At 71.5% G+C, this 21,911-nt stretch carries 21 protein-coding genes and 1 rRNA gene; 5 read left to right on the top strand and 17 right to left on the bottom strand.

Features of this window, described 5'->3' with window-relative positions; all coding sequences use genetic code 11:
- Nucleotides 1-8: 8 nt before the first annotated feature.
- Nucleotides 9-2,489, bottom strand: a complete 2,481-nt coding sequence (locus tag DEJ01_RS15275) for a glycoside hydrolase family 3 protein (RefSeq protein ID WP_111093490.1) — start codon at nt 2,487-2,489, stop codon at nt 9-11.
- A 176-nt stretch (nt 2,490-2,665) separates the two neighbouring features.
- On the opposite strand from DEJ01_RS15275, the gene DEJ01_RS15280 reads away from it, so the two are divergent.
- Entirely contained in the window at nt 2,666-3,256 is a 591-nt protein-coding gene (locus tag DEJ01_RS15280; protein WP_110864205.1) for a TetR/AcrR family transcriptional regulator, read from the top strand.
- A 180-nt stretch (nt 3,257-3,436) separates the two neighbouring features.
- The gene (locus DEJ01_RS15285) at nt 3,437-4,300 is read left to right on the top strand and encodes an NAD(P)-dependent oxidoreductase (protein WP_071245140.1); all 864 of its coding nucleotides are present in this window, start codon (nt 3,437-3,439) and stop codon (nt 4,298-4,300) included.
- Between the two features lie 3 nt (nt 4,301-4,303).
- On the opposite strand, the gene DEJ01_RS15290 is transcribed toward DEJ01_RS15285, so the two are convergent.
- Together DEJ01_RS15290 and DEJ01_RS15295 are read right to left on the bottom strand one after the other, a co-directional pair.
- Complete coding sequence (locus DEJ01_RS15290) at nt 4,304-5,908, bottom strand: methyltransferase (RefSeq protein WP_258375733.1); 1,605 nt, start codon at nt 5,906-5,908, stop codon at nt 4,304-4,306.
- Complete coding sequence (locus DEJ01_RS15295) at nt 5,905-6,270, bottom strand: helix-turn-helix transcriptional regulator (protein WP_071245119.1); 366 nt, start codon at nt 6,268-6,270, stop codon at nt 5,905-5,907. Before DEJ01_RS15295 ends, DEJ01_RS15290 begins: the two co-directional genes overlap by 4 nt.
- 103 nt (nt 6,271-6,373) lie before the next feature.
- Here DEJ01_RS15295 and DEJ01_RS15300 point away from each other — a divergent pair, with 103 nt between their 5' ends.
- On the top strand, nt 6,374-7,627 hold the full coding sequence (locus DEJ01_RS15300; protein WP_111093491.1) for an MFS transporter: 1,254 nt from the start codon (nt 6,374-6,376) through the stop codon (nt 7,625-7,627).
- Nucleotides 7,628-7,790: 163 nt separating this feature from the next.
- Here DEJ01_RS15300 and DEJ01_RS15305 read toward each other — a convergent pair whose 3' ends face one another.
- Both DEJ01_RS15305 and DEJ01_RS15310 read right to left on the bottom strand, forming a co-directional pair.
- Nucleotides 7,791-8,240, bottom strand: a complete 450-nt coding sequence (locus tag DEJ01_RS15305; RefSeq protein ID WP_111093492.1) for a TIGR02611 family protein — start codon at nt 8,238-8,240, stop codon at nt 7,791-7,793.
- A gap of 130 nt (nt 8,241-8,370) precedes the next feature.
- The gene (locus DEJ01_RS15310) at nt 8,371-8,703 is read right to left on the bottom strand and encodes a TraR/DksA C4-type zinc finger protein (protein ID WP_111093493.1); all 333 of its coding nucleotides are present in this window, start codon (nt 8,701-8,703) and stop codon (nt 8,371-8,373) included.
- A gap of 56 nt (nt 8,704-8,759) precedes the next feature.
- On the opposite strand from DEJ01_RS15310, the gene DEJ01_RS15315 reads away from it, so the two are divergent.
- Complete coding sequence (locus tag DEJ01_RS15315; protein ID WP_375342386.1) at nt 8,760-9,791, top strand: LLM class flavin-dependent oxidoreductase; 1,032 nt, start codon at nt 8,760-8,762, stop codon at nt 9,789-9,791.
- 25 nt (nt 9,792-9,816) lie between these two features.
- Here DEJ01_RS15315 and DEJ01_RS15320 read toward each other — a convergent pair whose 3' ends face one another.
- Nucleotides 9,817-10,275, bottom strand: a complete 459-nt coding sequence (locus DEJ01_RS15320) for an ASCH domain-containing protein (RefSeq protein WP_220035465.1) — start codon at nt 10,273-10,275, stop codon at nt 9,817-9,819.
- 124 nt (nt 10,276-10,399) lie between these two features.
- Here DEJ01_RS15320 and DEJ01_RS15325 point away from each other — a divergent pair, with 124 nt between their 5' ends.
- A complete protein-coding gene (locus tag DEJ01_RS15325) occupies nt 10,400-10,846 on the top strand; it encodes a DUF2510 domain-containing protein (RefSeq protein ID WP_111055209.1) in 447 nt (148 codons plus the stop codon).
- Between the two features lie 12 nt (nt 10,847-10,858).
- Here the strand turns inward: DEJ01_RS15325 and DEJ01_RS15330 are convergent, their stop codons facing one another.
- The 11 genes from DEJ01_RS15330 to rrf all read right to left on the bottom strand — a co-directional run.
- Complete coding sequence (locus tag DEJ01_RS15330) at nt 10,859-11,839, bottom strand: site-specific tyrosine recombinase XerD (protein ID WP_111055210.1); 981 nt, start codon at nt 11,837-11,839, stop codon at nt 10,859-10,861.
- 38 nt (nt 11,840-11,877) lie between these two features.
- Nucleotides 11,878-12,477: a DUF1349 domain-containing protein gene (locus tag DEJ01_RS15335; protein WP_111093494.1), complete on the bottom strand. Its 600-nt coding sequence runs from the start codon at nt 12,475-12,477 to the stop codon at nt 11,878-11,880.
- Entirely contained in the window at nt 12,474-13,049 is a 576-nt protein-coding gene (locus tag DEJ01_RS15340) for an NUDIX hydrolase (RefSeq protein ID WP_111024878.1), read from the bottom strand. Before DEJ01_RS15340 ends, DEJ01_RS15335 begins: the two co-directional genes overlap by 4 nt.
- 178 nt (nt 13,050-13,227) lie before the next feature.
- On the bottom strand, nt 13,228-14,943 hold the full coding sequence (locus DEJ01_RS15345) for a CTP synthase (RefSeq protein ID WP_111093495.1): 1,716 nt from the start codon (nt 14,941-14,943) through the stop codon (nt 13,228-13,230).
- Nucleotides 14,944-15,069: 126 nt separating this feature from the next.
- On the bottom strand, nt 15,070-16,764 hold the full coding sequence (gene recN / locus DEJ01_RS15350) for a DNA repair protein RecN (RefSeq protein ID WP_111047474.1): 1,695 nt from the start codon (nt 16,762-16,764) through the stop codon (nt 15,070-15,072).
- Nucleotides 16,765-16,780: 16 nt separating this feature from the next.
- A complete protein-coding gene (locus tag DEJ01_RS15355) occupies nt 16,781-17,704 on the bottom strand; it encodes an NAD kinase (protein ID WP_111093496.1) in 924 nt (307 codons plus the stop codon).
- Nucleotides 17,701-18,534, bottom strand: a complete 834-nt coding sequence (locus tag DEJ01_RS15360; protein ID WP_111093497.1) for a TlyA family RNA methyltransferase — start codon at nt 18,532-18,534, stop codon at nt 17,701-17,703. Before DEJ01_RS15360 ends, DEJ01_RS15355 begins: the two co-directional genes overlap by 4 nt.
- Nucleotides 18,527-18,694, bottom strand: a complete 168-nt coding sequence (locus DEJ01_RS18245) for a hypothetical protein (protein ID WP_164941184.1) — start codon at nt 18,692-18,694, stop codon at nt 18,527-18,529. Before DEJ01_RS18245 ends, DEJ01_RS15360 begins: the two co-directional genes overlap by 8 nt.
- Before the next feature lie 10 nt (nt 18,695-18,704).
- A complete protein-coding gene (locus DEJ01_RS15365; protein ID WP_111093498.1) occupies nt 18,705-19,694 on the bottom strand; it encodes an HAD-IIA family hydrolase in 990 nt (329 codons plus the stop codon).
- 13 nt (nt 19,695-19,707) lie between these two features.
- Nucleotides 19,708-20,559, bottom strand: a complete 852-nt coding sequence (locus tag DEJ01_RS18250) for a hypothetical protein (RefSeq protein WP_111039840.1) — start codon at nt 20,557-20,559, stop codon at nt 19,708-19,710.
- A 1,248-nt stretch (nt 20,560-21,807) separates the two neighbouring features.
- Nucleotides 21,808-21,911 (bottom strand): 5S ribosomal RNA (gene rrf / locus DEJ01_RS15380); the annotation flags it as partial.

A 21,911-nucleotide genomic window follows, 5' to 3' on the forward strand; every position in this document is an offset into this window, starting at 1 on the left:
CGACTTCGTCACTCCAGTTCGAGGGACGCGGTTCCGGCGTCGTCGACGACCGAGGCACCGACGTGCAGCGTGAAGGTCCCCGACTCGTACTGCCACGAGCCGTCCCAGTGGGCGAAGGCTCGCGCCGGGACCTCGATCGAGACCTCCGTCGAGGCGCCCGCGGCGAGCCGGACCGGGGCGAACCCGACCAGCCAGCGCACCGGGCGGTCGACTGCGGACTCCGCACGGGACGCGTAGACCTGCACGACGTGCTTGCCGGACCGGTCGCCCGTGTTCGCGACGGTCGCCGTGACGATGACGGCGTCGCCCTCGCGCACGGTCGGGGTCGCGGAGACGCCCTCGATCGACCACGTGGTGTAGCCGAGGCCGTGCCCGAACGGGTACGCCGGCTCCGTGCCGGCCCGCAGCCACGCCCGGTAACCGACGTGGACACCCTCGTCGTAGGCGACCTTCCCGTCGACCGGGGTGACGTCGAGCACGGGGACGTCGGCCATCGCGACCGGCCACGTCGTGGGCAGGCGGCCGCCGGGCTCCTGCGCCCCCGTCAGCACGTCGGCCAGGGCGTTGCCGTACTCCTGCCCGCCGAACCAGGTCAGCAGCACCGCGGCGACGTCGTTCCGCCACGGCATCTCGACCGGCGACCCGGCGTTCACGACGACGACCGTGTTCGGGTTCGCCGCGGCGACCGCGCGCACGAGGTCGTCCTGGTGACCGGGGAGTGCCAGCGAGGATCGGTCGTAGCCTTCGGACTCGACCTTGGAGTTCGTGCCGACCACGACCACGGCGACGTCCGCACCACGGGCGGCGTCCACCGCGGCCTCGATCAGCACAGCGGGGTCGTCGTCCGACGGCTCGGTGCCGAACTGGTACGCCAGCACGCCGCCGAGCGTCTCGTCCTGCACGATGTCGTACTCGATGCGGATCGCGACCTGCTGGCCGGTGGTCACCTCGACCGGCACCGACCGCGCCGGCGGGTTGAGGAACGCAGCACCGAGCTGGTCGCCCTCGAACGGCACGTCCTCGTCGAGCAGCAGTTCGCCGTCGATCCACATGCGTGACCGTCCGGCCGCGCCGATGCCGAACCGCACGGTCCCGGTCGACTCGGCCGTGTACGTGGTGGTGATGTCGAGCCGGTCGGCTTCACGCGTCGGGGCGTCGCCGCCGAACCAGAACAGTGCCGTCGCGCGGCGGTCCTCGACGAACAGCTCCTCGCCGTCCTTGACGAAGGCGACCCGGGCTCCGGGCTCCCCGGTGCCGGGGTTCGTGATGGTGGACAGCGGGAACTCCGCGATGCCCTCCTGCACGACGGCGCCGATCGCGTAGTCCACGCTCGCGCCGGGGAACGCCGAACGGATGCCGTCCAGCGGTGACACGACCTGCGACGGCACGACCGTGGCCGAGCCACCGCCCTGCGTGCGGGCCTGGTCGGCGTTGTGCCCGATCACCGCGATGCGCGACACGGCGGGGGCGTCGAGCGGCAGGACACCGGTGTTGCGGACCAGGACCGTGCCCTCGGCCTCGGCCTCGCGCACGAACGCGATGCCGTCCTCGACGTGCACGGGCGACGCGGCGACGGGCTCGAAGCCCTCGAGCGCGCCGACGCGTGCGGCCAGCGTCAGGATCCGGCGGACCTTGCGGTCGATCGCCGCCATCGGCACCTCGCCGGACTGCACGGCGGCGAGCAGCGGGCCCTCGCTCCACCACGGGTTCGGCCCGGGCATCGCGACGTCCTGCGACGCCTTCGCCGAGTCCACCGAACGCACCCCGGTCCAGTCGGACACGACGATGCCGTCGAAGCCCCACTCCGAGTTGAGCGGGGTCTCGAGCAGGTCGTTCTCCGACGCCGTCACGCCGTTGATCGCGTTGTACGACGACATGATCGCCCAGGCGTGCGCCTCGGTCACGGCCTTCTCGAACGCCAGCAGGTACAGCTCGCGCAGCGCGCGGTCCGACACCTCGGTCGACGCGGTGAAGCGGTCGGTCTCGTAGTCGTTCGCGATGTAGTGCTTCGGGGTGGCGGCGACACCGTTCTCCTGCACGCCGTCGACGTACGACGCGGCCAGGTCACCGGTGAGCACAGGGTCCTCGCTGAACGCCTCGAAGTGCCGGCCACCGAGCGGGGACCGGTGCAGGTTGATGGTCGGGCCGAGCACGACGTCCACGCCCTTGCGGCGGGCCTCCACCGCGGCGGCGGCGCCGTAGCGCTTCGCGATCGCGCGGTCCCACGAGGCACTCAGCGCGGTCGCCGACGGCAGGTTCAGGGACGGGTCACGCTCGTCCCACACCTCGCCGCGCACGCCCGATGGGCCGTCCGACATCAGGATCCGGCGCAGCCCGATCTTCTCGATGGGCCAGGTGGTCCAGAAGTCACGTCCGGTGAGCAGCTGCACCTTCTCGTCGGTGGTCAGCTGGCCGAGGAGCGCATCGATGCGCTCGGTCAGCGGCGTCGACGGACTGGAGGCGGTGCTCGCGTCGTTCACGGTGGTCACGGTGGTCGGTCCTCTCGTTCAGGGCCGCGGGGCGCCGCCTGGACAGCCGGGGCCTCGTCGCCCACACCCACCATCCACCGGGTTCGCCGCCCGCGCTGGCAGCTCCTGCACCGTACCACCCAAAACCAACCGTTGCTTGGTTTTCTCGGGTCTCCAGCGGGCGGTACAGTCTGGCCATGGCACGACGGGGTTCGTACGCAAAGGGCATCGCGAAGCGCGAGGAGATCCTCACGGTCGCGCTGGACCTCGTGGCGTCCCAGGGCTTCCGGCGGACGAGCATCAAGGACATCGCCGACGCCGTGGAGCTGACCCAGGCCGGACTGCTGCACTACTTCGACTCCAAGGACGAGCTCTGGGTCGAGATCCTCCGCCGGCGCGACGAGCTCGACCTCGCGCACGACTGGCAGGCCGCGGACCCGGCAGCCCTGCTCGCGGCGATCGTGCGGCACAACGCCGAGGTCCCGGGCCTGGTGCAGATGTTCGTCAACCTGTCCGCCGCCGCTGCCACCGACGCCGAGCACCCGGCGCACGAGTACTTCCGCGAGCGCTACGAACGCAGCCGCCGCGTGCTGTCCGCCGACTTCCGGACCATGCAGCAGGACGGTCGACTGCGTACCGACATCGACCCCGACGAACTCACCAGCGTGCTGCTCGCAGTGTCCGACGGCATGCAGATCCAGTGGCTCTTCGACCCCACCCGCGACATGGCCGAGCACGTCGAGCTCGTCGCCCGCCTCGCGATCGCCCAGGTCGCCCCCACCGCCTGACGGGCTCCCCCGCCCCGCCCGAACCAGGTTCCGGACACAGCACCGCGCGATCCCGTGGTGTCGTGTCCGGAACCTGGTTCCGCAGTGGGGTACGGACAGGGCCTGGTCGCGTCAGGTGCGGCGGGGCAGGATGGTCGGTGCCCGCCAGGGTGTGTTCCGACGACGATGTGGAGTGACGCGATGACGCGTGTAGTGGTGACCGGTGGCAGCGGCAAGCTCGGACGAGCGGTGGTGCGTGACCTCGACGCGCACGGGTACGACGTGGTCCTGCTCGACCGTGTCCCCTCCCCCGACAAGCCCGAACGTGTCCCGTTCGTGCGGATCGACCTGACCGACCACGGCCAGGTCCTGAACGCCCTGCTCGGCATCGACGACCGGTACGACCACGTCGACGCCGTCGTGCACCTCGCGGCGGTGCCGGCCCCGGGGCAGGTCCCCGACGTGGCCCTCATCACGAACAACGTGACCTCGTCGATCAACGTCTTCCACGCAGCCCGTGCCGCGAAGATCAAGAACGTCGTGTGGGCGTCGAGCGAGACCCTGCTCGGCATCCCGATGGGCGAGCACCACCCGCCCTACCTGCCGGTCGACGAGGAGTTCGCCGTCCGGCCGCAGTCGTCGTACTCCCTCGGCAAGGCGGTGGAAGAGGAGATGGCCCGCCACTTCACCCGCTGGGACCCGGAGCTGAAGATGATCGGCCTGCGCTTCTCGAACGTGATGGACGAGACCGACTACCCGGCGTTCCCGTGGGACGCCACCCCCGAGGCGAAGACGTTCAACCTGTGGTCGTACATCGACTCCCGCGACGGGGCCCAGGCCGTCCGCCGGGCACTCGAGGCCGACCTCACCGGGTTCGAGGCGTTCGTCATCGCCAGCCCCGACACGGTGATGGACACCCCGACCATCGAGCTCGTCGAGCGCTTCGTGCCGGACATCGAGCGCCGTGCGGACATCGACGGTGTCAGCTCGCTGCTGTCGTCGGAGAAGGCCCGCGAACTCCTCGGCTACACGCCCGAGCACAGCTGGCGCGACCACCGCGCCTGAACATCAGGCGGCGGGGACGAGGAGCCCGTCGAGCACCAGGTCGCGCGCCGCCGGCAGCAGGTCGGCGGCGAGCGCCTGCTCGTCCACGCCGGTGATCTGCGCGAGCGCGCCGATGATCGCGGCGACGGACAGGTCACCGTCGCAGGCGCCCACGAACGCCGCGAGTGCGGTGTCCGCGTCCGCCCGGCGCCCGAGCCCGCCGCCCTGCACCAGGGTCATCACGGTGGGGTCGTCGTTGCCCGGCCAGTAGTACCGCTCCTCGGTGACGTCACCGGCCACCGACAGGTGGGCGGCGGCGAGCGCGACATCGTCGTGCGCGGCGAGCCAGGCGGCTGCGTCGAGGACGCGGGCGACCGTCGCGCCGAGGCCCGCGGGGTTGGAGCCGAGCGTCTCGGGGACCCGCTCGAACCGGCGGAGGCCGGACGGGCCTCCCGGCAGGGGTCGACGCACCACGACGTAGCCGAAGCCGACGCCGGTGACGCGACGGTCCGCGAAGTCGTCGAGCCAGGCGCTCATCAGGGTGTCGAACTCGGCCGTGCCGGGCTTCGTCCCGCCGTCACGGATCCAGGTCTCCGCGTAGGACGTCGGGTCCTGCCGCTCGCGCTCGATCACCCACACGTCGAGGTCGGTGTCGGCGAACCAGGCGCGCACGCGGTCCAGGCCGTCGACGCCCCAGTGGTACTCCCAGTTGCCGAGGAGCTGGGCGGTCCCGCCGGGCTCCAGGTGGTCGGACAGGCCGCGGAGCACCGTCTCGACCAGGGCGTCGCCGACCATGCCACCGTCGCGGTACTCGTACGACGGCACGCCCTCGCGACGGGGTGTGATGACGAAGGGCGGGTTCGACACGATCCGGTCGAAGCGCTCTCCCGCGACCGGCTCGAACAGTGAGCCGAACCGGAAGTCGATGCCGTCGATGCCGTTCAACTGGGCGTTGAACCGGGCGATGTCGAGGGCACGGCGCGAGATGTCGGTGGCGACCACGTGGTCGGCGAAGCGCCGCGCGTGCATGGCCTGGATGCCGCACCCGGTGCCGAGGTCGAGCACCCGCTCGACCAGCACGGGCACCTGTAGGCCGCTCAGCGTCGTGGTGGCGCCGCCGATGCCGAGGACGTGTTCCTCGCTGATCGCGTGCCCGAGGGCGAGCTCGCCGAGGTCGGAGACGATCCACCAGCTGCCGGCGCCGAGGTCGTCGACGAAGGCGTAGGGGCGCAGGTCGACGGTGGGGTGGACGAGCGCGTCGGCGCCGTAGCCGTTGCCGTCGCCTTCGCCTTCACTGCGCAGCAGGCCCGCGGCGATGACGGCGTCGAGCCCGGCGGTCGGGAACGCCACAGCGGCCTCGGCGCGCGCCACCGGCAGGCCGAGCACGAACAGCGTCGCCAGGGTGCCGAGCGGCGTGGTCTCGCGGGCGGCGAGCGCACGGAGCACGGCGACCCGCGAACCCCGGTGCAGCGATGCGGCGGCCTCGGTACCCCACAGGGAGTCGAGCCGGTCGACGGTGAAGCCAGCGGCCGTCAGGTCCGCGGCGAGCGCCGTGGTGACGGCGGGGTCCGCGACGATCGACGGCAGCGTGCGCACCGTGTCCACGCCGGCGGTTGCACCGTCGCTCACGAGGCGATCCCCTCGCGCAGCAGGGCCGCGGGGACCTGCCAGTCGAGCACCAGGTCGAGGAGCCCGGGGAACCGCTGCTGCACGTCCTCGACGCGGACTCGGCTGACGCGGGTCAGGCCCTCCAGGTGCTGCTCGAGCAGACCGGCCTCGCGCAGGACCCGGAAGTGGTGGGTCAGCGTGGACTTCGGCCGGTCGATGCCGACCCAGCCGCAGCTGCGCTCACCCCCGGCCGCGTCGACCAGGTAGCGGTGCAGGATCGCGAGCCGGATCGGATCGCTCAGGGCGTCCATCACGACCGGGAGGTCCATCTCGGCCACGGACGGCTGCGGCAGCCGTTCAGGAGCATCGACGTGCGCGGGCATGGACGGGACGCTACCACCGTTCGGCTTGCTGTACGACTTGCGTCGTACTGTTCGAGTGCGGTACGAATGCAGTCGTACTGCACGGAGATGGAAAGGGGTGCGCATGCACCAGTCAGCTCGTTCGGTCGCCGGGTTCTGGATCCTGGCGGCGATGCTCCTGGTCTCGGTCGCGTCGTCGGCCGTGCCGTCGCCGATCTACCCGGTCTACGCAGCCGAGTGGCACCTCACCCCGCTCATGCTCACCGGGGTCTTCGCCATCTACGTCGCCGGCCTGCTCGCGAGCCTGCTCGTCGCGGGTCGCCTGTCCGACCACGTCGGCCGCAAGCCTGTCCTGGTCGTCGGCGGCCTGGGTGTCGCACTGTCGCTCGGCTTGTTCGCGATGGCGGACGGGGTCGTCGCGCTCATCGTCGACCGGATCGTGCAGGGTGTCTCGGTCGGGCTGCTCATCGGGGCCCTCGGTGCGGCCCTCATCGACAACTCCCTCGAACGCCACCCGACCATGGCCGGCGTGCTGAACGGCGTCATCCCGCCGATCGCACTCGCCACCGGCGCGATGTCGAGCGGCGCGCTGGTGCAGTGGGGTCCGGCACCGGAGCAGCTCGTCTACCTGCTGTTCGGCGCACTCCTCGTGCTCCTGGTGCTCGCGCTGTTCGTCGTCCCCGAGCAGGTGCAGCGTCGCCCCGGCGCTCTTCGCTCCCTGCGCCCGACGATCAGCGTGCCGCGGTCCTCACGCCGGCTGTTCCGCGGCGTCGCCGGCTCGCTCGTCGCCAGCTGGGCCCTCGGCGGCATGTTCCTGTCGCTCGTGCCCTCGGCGCTCGGCACGGTGTTCGGCATCACCAACCACTTCGCCGCCGGTGCGCTCATCGCCGTGGTCACCGGCGTCGGCGCGCTGACCGGCCTGGCGATCCAGCGGATGGACGCCCGTCGCGCGGTCCTGCTCGGACTCGTGGCCCTCGTACTCGGCCCGATCGTCACCGTGTCGTTCGTGTTCGCACACTCCCTGCCGGGCATGGTCGTCGGCAGCGCGATCGCCGGTGTCGGATTCGGCGCCGGGTTCCAAGCGCCGCTGCGGATGCTGCTCGCCACCGCTGCCCCGACCCACCGCGCCGGGCTGCTCTCCACGATCTACGTCGTCAGCTACCTGGCGTTCGGGGTGCCCTCGGTCATCGGCGGGCTGCTCGAGCCCTCGGTCGGTCTCGTCCCGGTCATCGCCGGGTACGGCGGTTTCATCGTGCTCGCCGCAGTCGTCGCCCTCGTGCTGCAACTGTCGTCGAAGGACGCCGCCGAGGTCGAGGAGCGCGCGGCCGAGGTCATCGAGCGCACCGCGACCGGCTCGATCCGGGTCGCGGCCGAGTAGCGACCCGTCCGCCTGGCGCAACGCGCTCGCACGGTGCGGAGATGCCCATTCGGTGCGAGGTTGATCGCTCGGTGCGGGCCTGCAGCGCCGCACGGAGCCATCAACCTCGCACGCGGTGACCAGCGCCGCACGGTGCCGACAGCACCAGCGCCCGTCCGCGGCGCTAGTGGCCCGGTCGCGCCGAGTTCGTCCCGCGAGCGCGCGTACGCACACCGACGGTCCGCGCTGCCCCGGTGTGCGCAGCATCGACGTCGGCCTTGCCCCGGTCCGCAGCATCGCGCAGACGCTTCGGCCCGTGCCGCTTGGCCCAGTCCCAGAAGCGGTGCAGCTGCGCCTTGAGCCACGTGATGATCTTGTGGAAGAAGTGGAACTCGCTCGCCAGCACCGTGAGGCCGATGAACACCACGAGCCACCCCGGGCCCGGCAGCGGCACCAGGATCAGCCCGATGATGACGACCAGCCCGCCCACCAGACCGACGAGCACCTTGTAGAGCAGGTGCACGTGCGGCCGCGCGTGGATCCAGGTGCGCAGGCGGTGGAACCACTGGAAGCGCTGGCGCGGCGCGCCGTCGGCCCGGGCTTCGCCGGGTCGGTCGTTCGGGTCGCCGTCCATGCCGAAAACGTAGGGCGCGCGGCTGGGAATCAGCGGCGCACGGGGTGGACGCGGGGTGCGCATGCCGGGAGGCGCGTGGCGGGGACAGCCCGCGCCTCCCGGCCGTCAGGCGGCACCGATCGCGTGCCCCTCACGCGTGCGCGACGCACGTCGCCGCCCACGGGACGGCGGCCAGCCGTGCCTCCGGGATCGGCTCGCCGCCGACCGTGCAGCGCCCGTAGGTGCCGTCGTCGAGTCGTGCGAGCGCTGCGTCCACCTGGCGGATCCGCAGTTGGGCGCCGTCGCGGACCGCACCGAGCGAGCCGCGTTCCCAGGCCAGGGTCGCACCCTCCGGGTCGTGTTCGTCGTCGGAGTTCGCGTCCTGCCGGGCGTCGCTGACGTCGCGCATGCTCCGCTCGACCTCGGCGAGCAGCCGGACGTTGCGGGCGCGCTCGGCCTCGAGTGCGGGGCGGGGGTCCTCCATCCCGTCCACGGTAGTCGCGGCGGAATGGCCCCGCCTCCGGATGCGTTCGCATAGACATGACGAAGATCGGGTTCCTGTCGTTCGGACACTGGCGTGACGTGCCGGGGTCGAAGGTGCGCAGCGGGCGGGAGGCCCTGGTGCAGGCGATCGACCTCGCGGTCGCAGCCGAGGAAGCCGGCGTCGACGGCGCCTACTTCCGCGTCCACCACTTCGCGCCGCAGCAGGCCGCGCCGTTCCCGCTGCTCTCCGCCATCGCCGCGAAGACCAGCCGGATCGAGATCGGAACCGGCGTCATCGACATGCGCTACGAGAACCCGCTCTACATGGCGGAAGAGGCCGCGGCCACCGACCTGATCTCCGGCGGCCGACTGCAGCTCGGTGTCTCGCGGGGATCACCCGAGACCGCCCTGGCCGGCTACCAGCAGTTCGGCTACGTGCCCGACGCCTCCGACGAGAACGGCGGCGACATGGCCCGTGCGCACACGAACGTGTTCCGCCGCGCGATCGCCGGCGAGCCGATGGCCAACGCCAACCCGCAGATGACCGGGTCGGTCGGGTCCCTGCCGATCTCCCCGCTGTCCGACTCGCTCGGCGACCGGATCTGGTGGGGTGCCGGCACCCGTGCCACCGCTGAGTGGACCGCCGAGCAGGGCATGAACCTGATGTCCTCGACCCTGCTGACCGAGGACACCGGCGTGCCCTTCGACCAGCTGCAGGCCGAGCAGATCGAGCGCTTCCGCCGGGTCTGGTCGGAGTCCGGCTGGGACCGCGAACCGCGCGTCTCGGTCTCGCGCAGCATCATCCCGATCATCGACGACGAGTCGCGCCACTACTTCGGCGTGCGCGCGCAGGTCGAGGGGCAGGACCAGGTCGGGCACCTCGACGGCGGGCTGGCCCGGTTCGGCCGGTCCTACATCGGTGAGCCCGAGCAGCTCGTCGCGGAGCTCGCGGCCGACCAGGCCGTCCGGGCTGCCGACACCGTGCTCGTCACCGTGCCGAACCAGCTCGGTGTGGACTTCAACGCCCGGCTGCTCGCCGCCGTGAAGGACGTGTTCACCGAGGTCGACGCGGAGCCCGTCCCCGCCTGACCCCGGATCGGGCTCGGGCTCGGGCTCAGCCGTTCGGCCAGAGCAGCCGGAACCGCTCGCACACGACCGGCATGTCCGGCGCGAACCCCCGCGGGTTCTCCGAGTGTGCGCGCCAGAACGCCTCGTGCACGGTCCGCCAGTGTTCGAGCGTCCGGTCGCCTTCCCCCTCGGCCCAGGCGTGGTCCGCGTCGACCTGGTCGAACGGAACCACCCGGACCGCCGTCGTCTCGATGACGGCACGGGGCGCACCCGAGCCGTCGGTCACGATGCTCACCTCGTCGGTCGCGGGCAGCGGATCGCCGGTCGCCTCGTAGTCCCAGAGCGACGACGCCGTGCCGACCTTGACCCCGTCGAGCACGAGCTGCAGGAGCGCATCCGCCTGCTCCGGGGTCGCGCCGAAGGACCACGCCTCCGGCACGTCCGCCGGAAGGCTCGGACGCTCGCTGCGTCGCGCGGTCCAGAAGTCGTCGAGCGTCGAGGGCACGCCCCGACCGTAGTGCACCGGTCCGGTCCCCCCTTGTGCTGACACCCGGCTGGGGACTGGGGCGAGGCCGACCGCGCTCCTAGGCTCGGGAGCGTCGATCCACCCCGCACCTCGAGGAGCAACCGTGACGCTGCCGGCCGCAGGCTGGTTCCCGGACCCGCAGGACGCCCGTCGTCTGCGCTGGTGGGACGGTCGCACCTGGGGCGCAGCCACGCGGGCCCCCGCGGCTGCTGCTGACCCGGTCACGCCGATCGTCGTCGCGCCGGTGGGGCCGTCGTTCTCGGTGCAGACCGCGGCGATCCGGACGGACGCGTGGGCATCGGGCACCGCCGGCGACCGTCGGCTCTGCGTGTTCACGGTGCTCGCGGTGCTGCTCGCCGTGGTCTCGGTCGTCGCGAACCCCTGGGGCCTGGCGGGACTGCTCGCCGTGGCGTGCGGGGTCATCGGCATCGTCCGTCCCGGGGCTGTCGGTGCCTGGGCCGTCGTGGCGCGGAGCGCTTCGGCGAGCGCCCTCGTCGTCGCGGTGACGACGACGGTCATCGCAGCGTCGGCCCAGTTCGACCTGTTCTGAGCGCGCAGGCGCCTACCGCCGCGCCCGCGGGTGTGCCGTCTGGTACACGTCCCGCAGCATGTCCGCCGTGACCATCGTGTAGATCTGCGTCGTGGCGACACTCGCGTGTCCGAGCAGCTCCTGCACCACGCGCACATCAGCACCGCCCTCGAGCAGGTGCGTCGCGAACGAGTGCCGGAACGTGTGCGGTGATACGTGCGCCTCCAGGTCGGCGGCAGCAGCGGCGGCCTGGATCACGAGCCAGGCACTCTGCCGCGACAACCGCGCTCCACGGGCGCCGAGGAACAGCGCCGGCGTCGACGGCCCTCGTGCCGCGAACACCGGCCGTGCCCGCACCAGGTACGCGTCGATCGCGGCCCGGGCGAAGCTGCCGAGCGGCACGATCCGCTGCTTGTTGCCCTTGCCCGTGACCTTCACGACGGAGAGCTCGCCGTCGCCGTCCGACAGCGTCGTCACGTCGTCGACCGACAGCCCCACCGCCTCGGAGATCCGCGCACCGGTGGCGTAGAGGAGCTCGAGCAGGGCCTTGTCCCGCAGCTGGACGGGGTCGTCGGCGTCGACGGACACCACCCCGAGCAGCCGTTCCATGTCCTCGACGGGGATCGCCTTCGGCAGCCGCATCGGAGCCTTCGGCGGCCGGACGGCGGTGCCGGGGTCGAGCGGCAGCCAGCCCTCCCCCGCGGCGAAGGCGGTGAACGAGCGCACCGAACTGAGCATCCGCGCGATCGACCGCGGTGCCAGCGGACCTTCCGGTCGGGTGGCCAGGTGTGTCACGAACCCCGAGACGTCCGCCCGTGCCAACCGTGCCACGTCCTGCAGCACCGAGGAGCCCCCGGCCCGGTCCGCACCGTCCGACTCGACGACCGGAGCGGCGGCCAACCACGACGTGAACACGGCAAGATCCCGTCGGTACGCCGACAACGTGTGCTGCGAGAGTCCCCGCTCGATCGCGACGTGCCGCAGGTACGTCTCCGCGGCACGGTCGAGGGGCATCACCTCAGCAGGCTAACCGGCGCGAGGCCACCCGCCCGTCAGTGCAACGCCTCGTCCGGCGCGCCCACGCGGAACCCGGTGAACGTCACGGTCAGCCCGGCCCGCGTCGGCCCGGCGCACAGCAGCCCCGCGGACACGACGGCGTCCGGGTCGAGGTACGCGACCCGGACGAGGCGGGGCTCCTCACCCTCGGCCCACGCCCGGATCGTCACGGCGTCGCCATCGCGGCTCGCGCGGACGGTCACCACCCGGCCCGCCCACTCCGGCACGGGCGACACCGACCAGTCCGAGAACCCACGCGTCACCACGGCGCCGAGCTGCGGCGCTCCGTCCGAGAACTCCACGCCGGCCTTGATCCAGGTCTGTTCGTGGACGCGCAGGAACACCCCGGCCTGGTCGAACTGCTCGGCGTAGTCGAGCACGAACGACGCCTCGACCGAGAACGGCCCGTCCGTCGGCTGCAGCAGCGCGTGCTCGGAGTCGTGCACGAACCCGTACGAGGTGGTCCGCCAGGCGTCACTGCCCTCGACCGCGGTGACGCGGAACACGTCGCCGTCGAACTCGGCGGCCTCCGGCTCGTGCGTCCAGGTACCGGTGGTGACCAGGTCGCGTAGGCCCTCGACCGCTGACCCGCTCACTTGCGGCGCTGTTCGATGGCCTCGACGGCGAGCGTCGCGACGACGAGGGCCGAGTTGTTGAGCCGACCGCCCAGGATCCCCTCGAGCAGCTCCGCCCGCGGGACCCAGCGCGTCACGATGTCGGCCTCTTCCGCCTCGCGCTCGAACGCGGACTCGGTCGAGCGGACACCGCGCGCCCGGTAGATCTGGATGAACTCGTCACTGCCGCCCGAGGACGTGTTGTAGCGGACCAGGGGCTCCCACGTGTCGGCCTCGAGGTCGGCCTCCTCGCCCAGCTCGCGCTTCGCGGCCGTCAGGTGGTCCTCGCCCTCCATGTCGAGCAGACCGGCGGGCAGCTCCCAGTCGCGCAGCCGCACCGGGTGTCGGTACTGCTGGATGACCAGGACGCGGCCCTCGTCGTCCTCCGCGTACACGGCGACGGCGCCCGTGTGGTCGATGTACTCGCGGACCATCGAGTCGCCGTTGTACGCGACGGTGTCGCGGCGCACGTCCCAGACGGCGCCCTCGTACACGACGGTGGATTCGGTGACCTCGAAGGAGGCGGACTCGTCAGCGATCGGTGCGTCTGTCACGACTCCATCCAAGCACGCGTGCGCCGGGCGCCCCCGTCGGAACCAGGTTCCGGACACAGCACCGCGTCGTTCCGCGGTTCCGTGTCCGGAACCAGGTGCCGTGGACGCGACCCCGGACGGACGGGAGGCGCGGTGCCAGCTGGCACCGCGCCTCCCGTCCGATCGTGGAGACCGGCGCTTACGCGACCTGCTCCTCGGTCTGCGGGTCGAACAGGCTGGACGCCTCGTGGCGCTCGATCGCGGCCGCGACGAGCCCCGCGAACAGCGGGTGCGCATCGGTCGGACGCGAGCGGAGCTCCGGGTGCGCCTGGGTGGCGATGTAGAACGGGTGCACGTCGCGCGGGAGCTCGACGTACTCCACCAGCGTGCCGTCGGGCGACGTGCCCGAGAAGACGAGGCCGGCGTCCGCGATCTGCTCGCGGTACTTGTTGTTCACCTCGTAGCGGTGACGGTGGCGCTCGGAGGCCTCGGGCGCTCCGTACAGCTCCGCTGCCAGCGACCCTTGCGTGAACGACGCCGGGTACAGGCCCAGGCGCATCGTGCCGCCCAGGTCGCCACCGGCGATGATGTCGACCTGCTCCGCCATCGTCGCGATGACCGGGGTGGAGGTCTCCGGGTCGAACTCGGTGCTCGACGCGTCGGTCAGACCGACCTCGTGGCGGGCGTACTCGATGACCATGCACTGCAGGCCGAGGCACAGGCCGAGCGTCGGGATGCCCTGCTCACGCGCGAACTTCAGCGCGCCGAGCTTGCCCTCGATGCCGCGCACGCCGAACCCACCGGGGATGCAGATGCCGTCGACGTCGCCGAGCTGCTTCGCCGCGCCCTCGGGCGTGGTGCAGTCGTCGGACACGACCCACTTCAGCGTCACCTTGGCGTCGTGCGCGAAGCCGCCGGCACGGAGCGCCTCGGTGACGGACAGGTAAGCGTCCGGCAGGTCGATGTACTTGCCGACCAGGGCGATCGTGACGGCCTTCTTCGGCTCGTGCACGGCCTTCAGCACCGGGGTCCACGCGGTCCAGTCGACCGGACGGGCGTCGAGCTTGAGCGCCTCGACGATGACCTGGTCGAGGCCCTGGTTGTTCAGCAGCGTCGGCAGGTCGTAGATCGAGGGGACGTCGACGGCGTTCACCACGGCGTCCTCGTCCACGTCGCACATCAGCGCGATCTTGCGCTTGTTCGACTCCGACACCGGACGGTCGCTGCGCAGCACGAGCGCGTCGGGCTGGATGCCGATCGAGCGCAGAGCGGCGACGGAGTGCTGCGTCGGCTTGGTCTTCTGCTCCCCCGAGGCGTTCATGAACGGCACCAGGGAGACGTGCACGAAGAACACGTTGTTGCGGCCGAGCTCGTGCCGCACCTGACGGGCGGACTCGATGAACGGCTGCGACTCGATGTCGCCGACGGTGCCACCGACCTCGGTGATGATGACGTCGGGCTGCGGGTCGTTCTGCGCCTGCTCGCGCATCCGGCGCTTGATCTCGTCGGTGATGTGCGGGATGACCTGCACCGTGTCGCCGAGGTACTCGCCGCGACGCTCCTTGGCGATCACCGTCGAGTACACCTGACCGGTCGTGACGTTCGCGGCCTGCGACAGGTTGATGTCGAGGAAGCGCTCGTAGTGCCCGATGTCGAGGTCCGTCTCCGCACCGTCGTCGGTCACGAAGACCTCGCCGTGCTGGAACGGGTTCATGGTGCCCGGGTCCACGTTGAGGTACGGGTCGAGCTTCTGCATGACGACCTTGAGGCCGCGAGCCGTGAGCAGGTTGCCGAGGCTGGCCGCCGTCAGGCCCTTGCCGAGAGACGAGACGACCCCGCCGGTCACGAAGATCTGCTTCGTCACCTTCGGGGTCGAGTTCGAAGAATTGGTACCGCCGCTGAGAGTGTCCGCCACGGGATTCCATCGTACGTCAGAACTGCCGGGAGGCGCGACCTCGGTTCGCCGTGGGCGTTGCGCGGGTGGGTGGCCGGGTCCTCGGGCCGTGGCCGGGTCGGCGGGCGGCACCCGCCTGCTTGGTCGTCAGGCTCGCTGGCCGGCCACGTCGAGCAGCTCGCGGGCGTGCTCGATCCCGCTGGCGCTGTCGCCGAGTCCGGAGAGCAACCGTGCCATCTCCTGCAACCGGTCCTCGCCCTCGAGCCGGCGCACGCTCGACGACGTGACGGCCCCGCTGGCGTCCTTCACGACGTTGAGGTGGTTGTTCGCGAAGGCCGCGACCTGGGCCAGGTGCGTGACGACGATGACCTGCGTGCGCTCGGCGAGCTTCGCCAGCCGTCGGCCGATCTCGATCGCCGCCGCCCCACCGACACCGGCGTCGACCTCGTCGAAGACGAACGTCGGCACCGTGGTGCTGCCGGCCATGACGACCTCGATCGCGAGCATCACGCGCGACAGCTCACCGCCGGACGCCCCCTTGCCGATCGGCCGGGGGTCGGTGCCGGAGTGCGGCTGGAGCAGGATCGTGACCTGGTCACGGCCGTGTCGGCGGTACTCGCCGGCGTCGGTGACCTCGACCACCAGCGTCGCACCGCCCATCGCGAGGGTCTTCAGCTCAGCGGTCACGCGCTTCGCCAGGTCGGTCGCCGCCTTGGTGCGCGCCGTCGTGAGCGCGGCGGCGGCGGACTCGAGCGCCTGCTCGTCCTGCTCGACCGACTGCTGCAACGCCGCGATCCGGTCGTCGTCGCCGTCGAGCTCGAGCAGCCGGTCGCTCGCGCGCTGTCCGTAGGCGATGACGTCGTCCACCGTCTCGCCGTACTTGCGGGTGAGGCCGGCCAGCAGGGCACGGCGTTCGTTGATGAGTTCGAGATCGTGCCCGGCCTCGGGTTCCAGGGAACCGAGGTAGCTCGAGATGCTCGCCGAGGCCTCGGCCGCCTGGATCCCGAGCTCCGTGAGCTGCTCGAGTACCGGCTGCAGGGCACTGTCCGACGACGCGACGCGCTCCACGGCACGGCGTGCGGACTCGACCAGGCCGACGACGTCGGAGACGCCGTCGAGGGACTCGCTGGACAACGCCTCGTGCGCCAGGGCAGCGGACAACCGGAGCTCCTCGAGGTTGCCCAACCGTTCGGCGCGTTCGGCCAGCTCGACGTCCTCGCCGGGCTGCGGGTCGGCGGCCTCGATCTCGTCGGAGGCCGCGCGGATCCGCTCGGCCTCGGCCACGCGGTCGTCCCGGTCGCGGACCAGGACCTCGAGGTCACCGGCGTGCTGCTGCCAGGCGTCGTACGCGGCGACGTACCGGGCGAGGGCCTTCTCGAGCGAGGCTCCCCCGAACCCGTCGAGGGCAGCTCGCTGCGCCGTGGCCGAGGTCAGGCGGATCTGGTCCGACTGCCCGTGCACGGTGACGAGCTGGTCGGCGAGCTCGCCGAGCACCGCCACGGGCGCACTGCGACCGCCCACCGTGGCGCGGCTGCGCCCCTCGGCGGAGACCGTGCGGGTGAGGATGAGTTCGCCGTCCTCGACGGTGCCGCCGGCGTCCTCGACGCGTTCGGCGACGGCGTCCTGCTCGGGGACGTGCCAGCGGCCTTCGACGACGGCGCTCGACGCACCGCGGCGCACCGAGCCGGCATCGGCCCGCGCACCGAGCAGCAGCCCGAGCGCGGTGACGATCATCGTCTTGCCCGCACCGGTCTCCCCGGTGACGACGGTGAAGCCCGGCCCGAGTTCGAGCGTGGTCTCACCGATGACACCGAGGTCGCGGATCGCGATCTCCTCGATCATCGGTCGTCCTCCGTGCTCATCGGTCGTCCTCGTCGCTCTGGGGGCCGCGCCACCCGGCGACGGGCAGCTGGAACTTCGCGACCAGGCGGTCGGTGAACGGAGCGTCCTTGAGTCGGGCGACCCGCACCGGGTCGGGCGAACGCCGGACCTCGACTCGGGCGCCCGGGGGCAGGTCGTGGGTCCGTCGGCCGTCGCACCAGAGGACACCGACGCCGCTCGTGCGCCGCAGGACCTCGATCGCGAGCGTGCAGTCCGGCCCGACGACGATCGGACGGGCGAACAGGGCATGGGCACTCAGCGGCACCATGAGCAGCGCGTCGACGTCCGGCCACACGATGGGGCCACCGCCGGAGAACGAGTACGCCGTGGAGCCGGTCGGGGTCGACACGACCACGCCGTCGCAGCCGAACGACGACAGTGGGCGGCCGTCGACCTCGGTGACGACCTCCAGCATCCGCTCCCGCGAGGCCTTCTCGATCGTGGCCTCGTTCAGCGCCCAGCTCGAGTAGACGATCTGGTTGCCCACGACCACGTCGACCTGCAGGGTGACGCGTTCCTCGACGTTGTACTCACCGGACAGCGCGCGCTCGACCGTCTCGGACAGGCCGTCACGCTCGCTCTCGGCCAGGAACCCGACGTGCCCGAGGTTCACCCCGATCAGCGGAGCGCCGGTTTTCCGCACGAGTTCCGCCGCGCGGAGGATCGTGCCGTCGCCACCGAGCACGATGACGATCTCGAGCTGGTTCGGCTGGACGTCGACGCCGAGGATGTCGACCTTGCCGACCGACGCTTCGGCACGACGGATGTCGGCGTACTCGTCGAAGGGCATGACGGGCGTGAGACCGGCTGCGTGCAGGAGGTCGCAGACCTCGACCGCAGCGTCGATCGAGTCACGGCGACCCGTGTGGGACACGAGCAGGATGTGCCGTTCGTCACTCATGAAGACCCTTCCGTGAGTTCGGTCGCCCGGACTCTCCATTCTGTCGGATTGCCCCCGACACCGCGCTGGAAGCGGGCCAGGTACTCGTGGTTGCCGTGTGTCCCGACGATCGGGGACGCGGCGAGCCCACTGGTGCCGAGGCCCAGGTCCCACGCCGCCCACAGCACGTTCATGAGCGCGTCGTTCCGGAGCCCGGCGTCGTGCACGATGCCCTCGCGGACACCGCCACGACCCACTTCGAACTGGGGCTTCACCAGGAGCACGAACTCGTCCGCGGGGACGGCTTCGGCCAGCGCCGGCAGCACGAGTCGGAGCGAGATGAAGGACAGGTCCCCCACCACCAGGCTCGTCTCGGCAGCGGCGCCGTCGAGCGCCAGGTAGTCGGCGCGCGTGAGGTTCCGCGCGTTCGTCCCCTCGACCACGGCGACGCGTTCATCGAGCGCGATGGTGGGGTGCAGCTGTCCGTGCCCCACGTCGAGCGCGATGACACGGCGCGCGCCGCGTGCGAGCAGCACCTGGGTGAACCCACCGGTGCTCGCGCCCACGTCGAGCACGACCCTGTCGTCGGGGTCGACGTCGAACGCGTCGAGTGCGCCGACGAGCTTCCGGGCCGCACGCGAGACCCACTCGTCCGCGGCGTCGACCTCGATGTCCGCGTCGGACGCGATCGGCGTCGACGGCTTCAGGACAGCACGGCCACCCACGAGCACCCGGCCGTCCTGGATCAGCTTGCTGGCGACGGTGCGCGACCGTGCGAGCCCGCGTGCAGCGAGGAGGGCGTCGAGGCGGACCGGGGTCGCGTCGTGCACGGCTCCGTCCGGCTCAGGCACTCGCGGAGCCGCCGCTCTCGAGCCGCGTCCGCAGCTCGTCGTGCAGGGCGGAGAAGGCGTCGGCGCGCTCGGCGAGCGGCAGGGCCTCGGCCTCGGCGGTGCGCGCGGCGAAGGCGTCCTGCTGCTCGGGTTCGGCGGACGGCTGCTCGGGGTTCGGCACGTCCGACACGCTACTCGCCGCCGTACAGCTGCGGGTCCACGTCGAGGCCGTAGATGGCCAACCCGGACTCCCAGATGAGCGCCGAGCCGGCACGGAGCCGATCGATGTCCGTCCCGGCGTCGAGCACCCGGACGACGTGCCCGCGCATCGCCACCGTCGCAGTCCCGACGGTCACGTACCGGGTGCCGTCCTCGTCCTCGCGCCGCACCGTCTCCGGGTACGGCTGGGACAGCCCTCGGAGGTCTTCGAGCACGTAGGTGGGACGCGAGCGCTGGTCGGCCGCGAGCACCTGCTTCGCCTTGTCGATGCCGGTGAGCACGAGCACGCTCGGGATCCCGACGTCGTTCGCGCCCTTGATGTCGGTGTCCAACCGGTCCCCGATGAACAGGGTCCGACCGCCGCCGAAGCGCTCGACCGCCGTGTCGAAGATCGGCCGCTCGGGCTTGCCGGCGACGACGGGCATCCGGCCGACCGCCTGGTGCACGGCGGACACGAGCGTGCCGTTGCCGGGCGCGATGCCCCGCTCGACCGGGATCGACCAGTCCATGTTCGTGGCCACCCACGGCACGTCCGGGTCGGCCAGGGCGAAGGAGGCCTCGGCCAGTTCCTTCCAACCGAGGTCCGGTGAGAAGCCCTGGATGACCGCGGCCGGGGAGTCCTCGGCACTCGAGGTGACGGTGAACCCGGCTTCCTCGACGATGCTGGACAGCCCGAGCCCGCCGGTGACCAGGACGGTCGCTCCGGCCGGCACCAGGGTCGCGAGCAGCTGGACGCCGGCCTGTGACGAGGTGACGACGTCGCCCTCGGGCACCTCGAGCCCGTAGCGCTCGAGGTGCTCGGCGACGTCGATCGGCCGGCGCGATGCGTTGTTCGTGATGTAGCCGACCCGCGCCGTGAGCGATGCCCGGGTCAGGGCTTCGACCGCGTGCGGGATGGCGTTGCGGCCCCGGTAGACGACGCCGTCGAGGTCGGTGAGGACCACGTCGACGCCGTCGGTCAAGGCCGCCGAGTGCTCAGCCGGCTGCGGAGCCGTCGACGTCGCGGGGGTTGTCGTCGTCGATCTCGCCGGGCTCGTCGGCTGCGGAGGTGTCGTCGTCGAGGTCGTCGAGGGCGGGTTCGTCATCGAGGTCGTCGTCGAGGTCGTCGGCGGATTCGTCGTCGCCGTCGAGTTCGTCGGTCGCGACGTCGTCGGCTCCGAGGTCGTCGGCGTCGTCGTCTCCGGCGTCTCCGTGTTCTTCGACTTCGAGCGTTTCCTCGACCACATCAACTGTCTCCCAAGCGTTGTCGTCCGCGATTTCGGCGAGGGCCGCTGCCGCGCGGTCCACACGGGCCCACCACTCGTCGGCCTCGTCCTGTCGACCGAGCTCCTCGAGCGTGGCCGCGTAAGCACTGTAGAGCGCCGGGGACCACGTGTAGGCGGTGGATGGGTCGAGCTGTGGAATCTCCAGCTCGCCGAGGGCGGCTGTGGGATTCCCGAGGTCGAGACGAGCGCCGGACATGGCGATCGCGAGCTCGACCTGCACCGGGGTCTCGAGGGCCGAGCGCTCGACCGAACGACCGAGCTCGAGTGCCCGCTCCGGACGGCCCAGGCCACGCTCGCAGTCCACCATCATCGGCAGCTGGTCGTTGCGGCCGGAGATCCGACGGTAGGTGCGGAGCTCCCGGAGCGCGGTGGCGAAGTCGCCGAGGCGGTACGCGGTGATCGCGGCCGTCTCGCGGACGACACCGACACGACCGGCACGACGAGCAGCACTCAGGGCGTGCTGGTTGGCCGTCTCGGGGTCGTCGTCGACGAAGAGCGCAGCAGCCACGAGGTGACGCGCAACCCAGTCGGCGTTGTCCTTGCTGAGGGTCTTCAACTCCATCCGGGCCGCGGGGTCGAGGTCGCGCGCCTGGATCTCCTCGGGGATCTCCGGGTCGTCGTGACGCGGACGGATCGACTTCGTGCCGTAGGGGTCGCGGTCCTCCCAGTCGTCGCGCGCGGCCTCACCGAAACGGGCGCCGGCGTGACGGCTGCCGTCACCGAAACGACGACGGTCCTCGCCGCCGTCGCGAGCCGGGCGGTCCGACGAACCACCGCGGAACGGGCGGTCGGACGAACCACCACGGGCCGGACGGTCGGACGGACCACCGCGGTACGGGCGGTCGCCGTCTCGAGCAGGGCGGTCGGAGCCCCCGCGGTACGGGCGGTCCCCGTCACGAGCAGGGCGGTCGGAGCCCCCGCGGTACGGGCGGTCGCCATCGCGACGCGGACGGTCAGAACCGCCCTGGAAGGGTCGGTCCCCGTCACGGCGCGGCCGGTCTGAGGACCCGCCACGGTACGGACGATCACCATCACGAGCGGGACGGTCCGAGCCACCGCGGTACGGACGATCGCCATCACGACGCGGACGGTCTGAACCACCCTGGAACGGGCGGTCACCGTCACGACGCGGACGGTCAGAACTCCCGCCACGGAACGGACGATCACCGTCACGAGCCGGGCGGTCGGAGCCACCACGGAACGGACGATCGCCATCGCGTCGCGGACGATCGGCACCGCGCGGACCATCACCACGCGGCGGCCGGCCGGAGTCACCGCGGTCACCCTGCCACGACGGACGGTCGTTCCGGTCGCCGGACCGGAACGGACGATCCCCATCGCGACGCGGAGCGCTGTCCCGGCGGGGTGCACCGTCACGGAACGGACGGTCTCCACCCTGCGGACGATCACGACGGTCGCCTTCGCGGCGCTCGAACTCACGAGGACCGGACGACCAACGACCATCGCTCTGGCCGTCCCGACGCGGAGCGCCGTCGCGACGGGGGAACCGGTCGCCGTCCCGCCGGGGTCGATCTCCGCGGTCCCCGTCGTTCCGCCGCTGATCGTCGTCGTTCGCCACCGTTGCTCCTCATCGCGTGCCCGGTGCAGTGCCTCGGGCGTTCGTCCGCTGTGTCGTTGTGTTGGGTGCCGCGTCGGTCAACCGACGTCGGCCTCCAGTCCATCACGAACCAGAGCCGGCGTCGAGCGAACGGCGGCAGAAACAGAAATGGCCACCGGCCCCGACCGAGAACGAGGGTTTCCCCTGCGAATTCTCGATGGAGGGCCGATGGCCACATCTTTCATACGTTAAGTCCGGCGGCGTCCTACTCTCCCACAAGGTCCCCCTTGCAGTACCATCGGCGCTGAGAGGCTTAGCTTCCGGGTTCGGAATGTGACCGGGCGTTTCCCTCTCGC

The sequence above is a fragment of the Curtobacterium sp. MCLR17_040 genome, assembly GCF_003234735.1.
Taxonomy (GTDB): Bacteria; Actinomycetota; Actinomycetes; order Actinomycetales; family Microbacteriaceae; genus Curtobacterium; species Curtobacterium flaccumfaciens.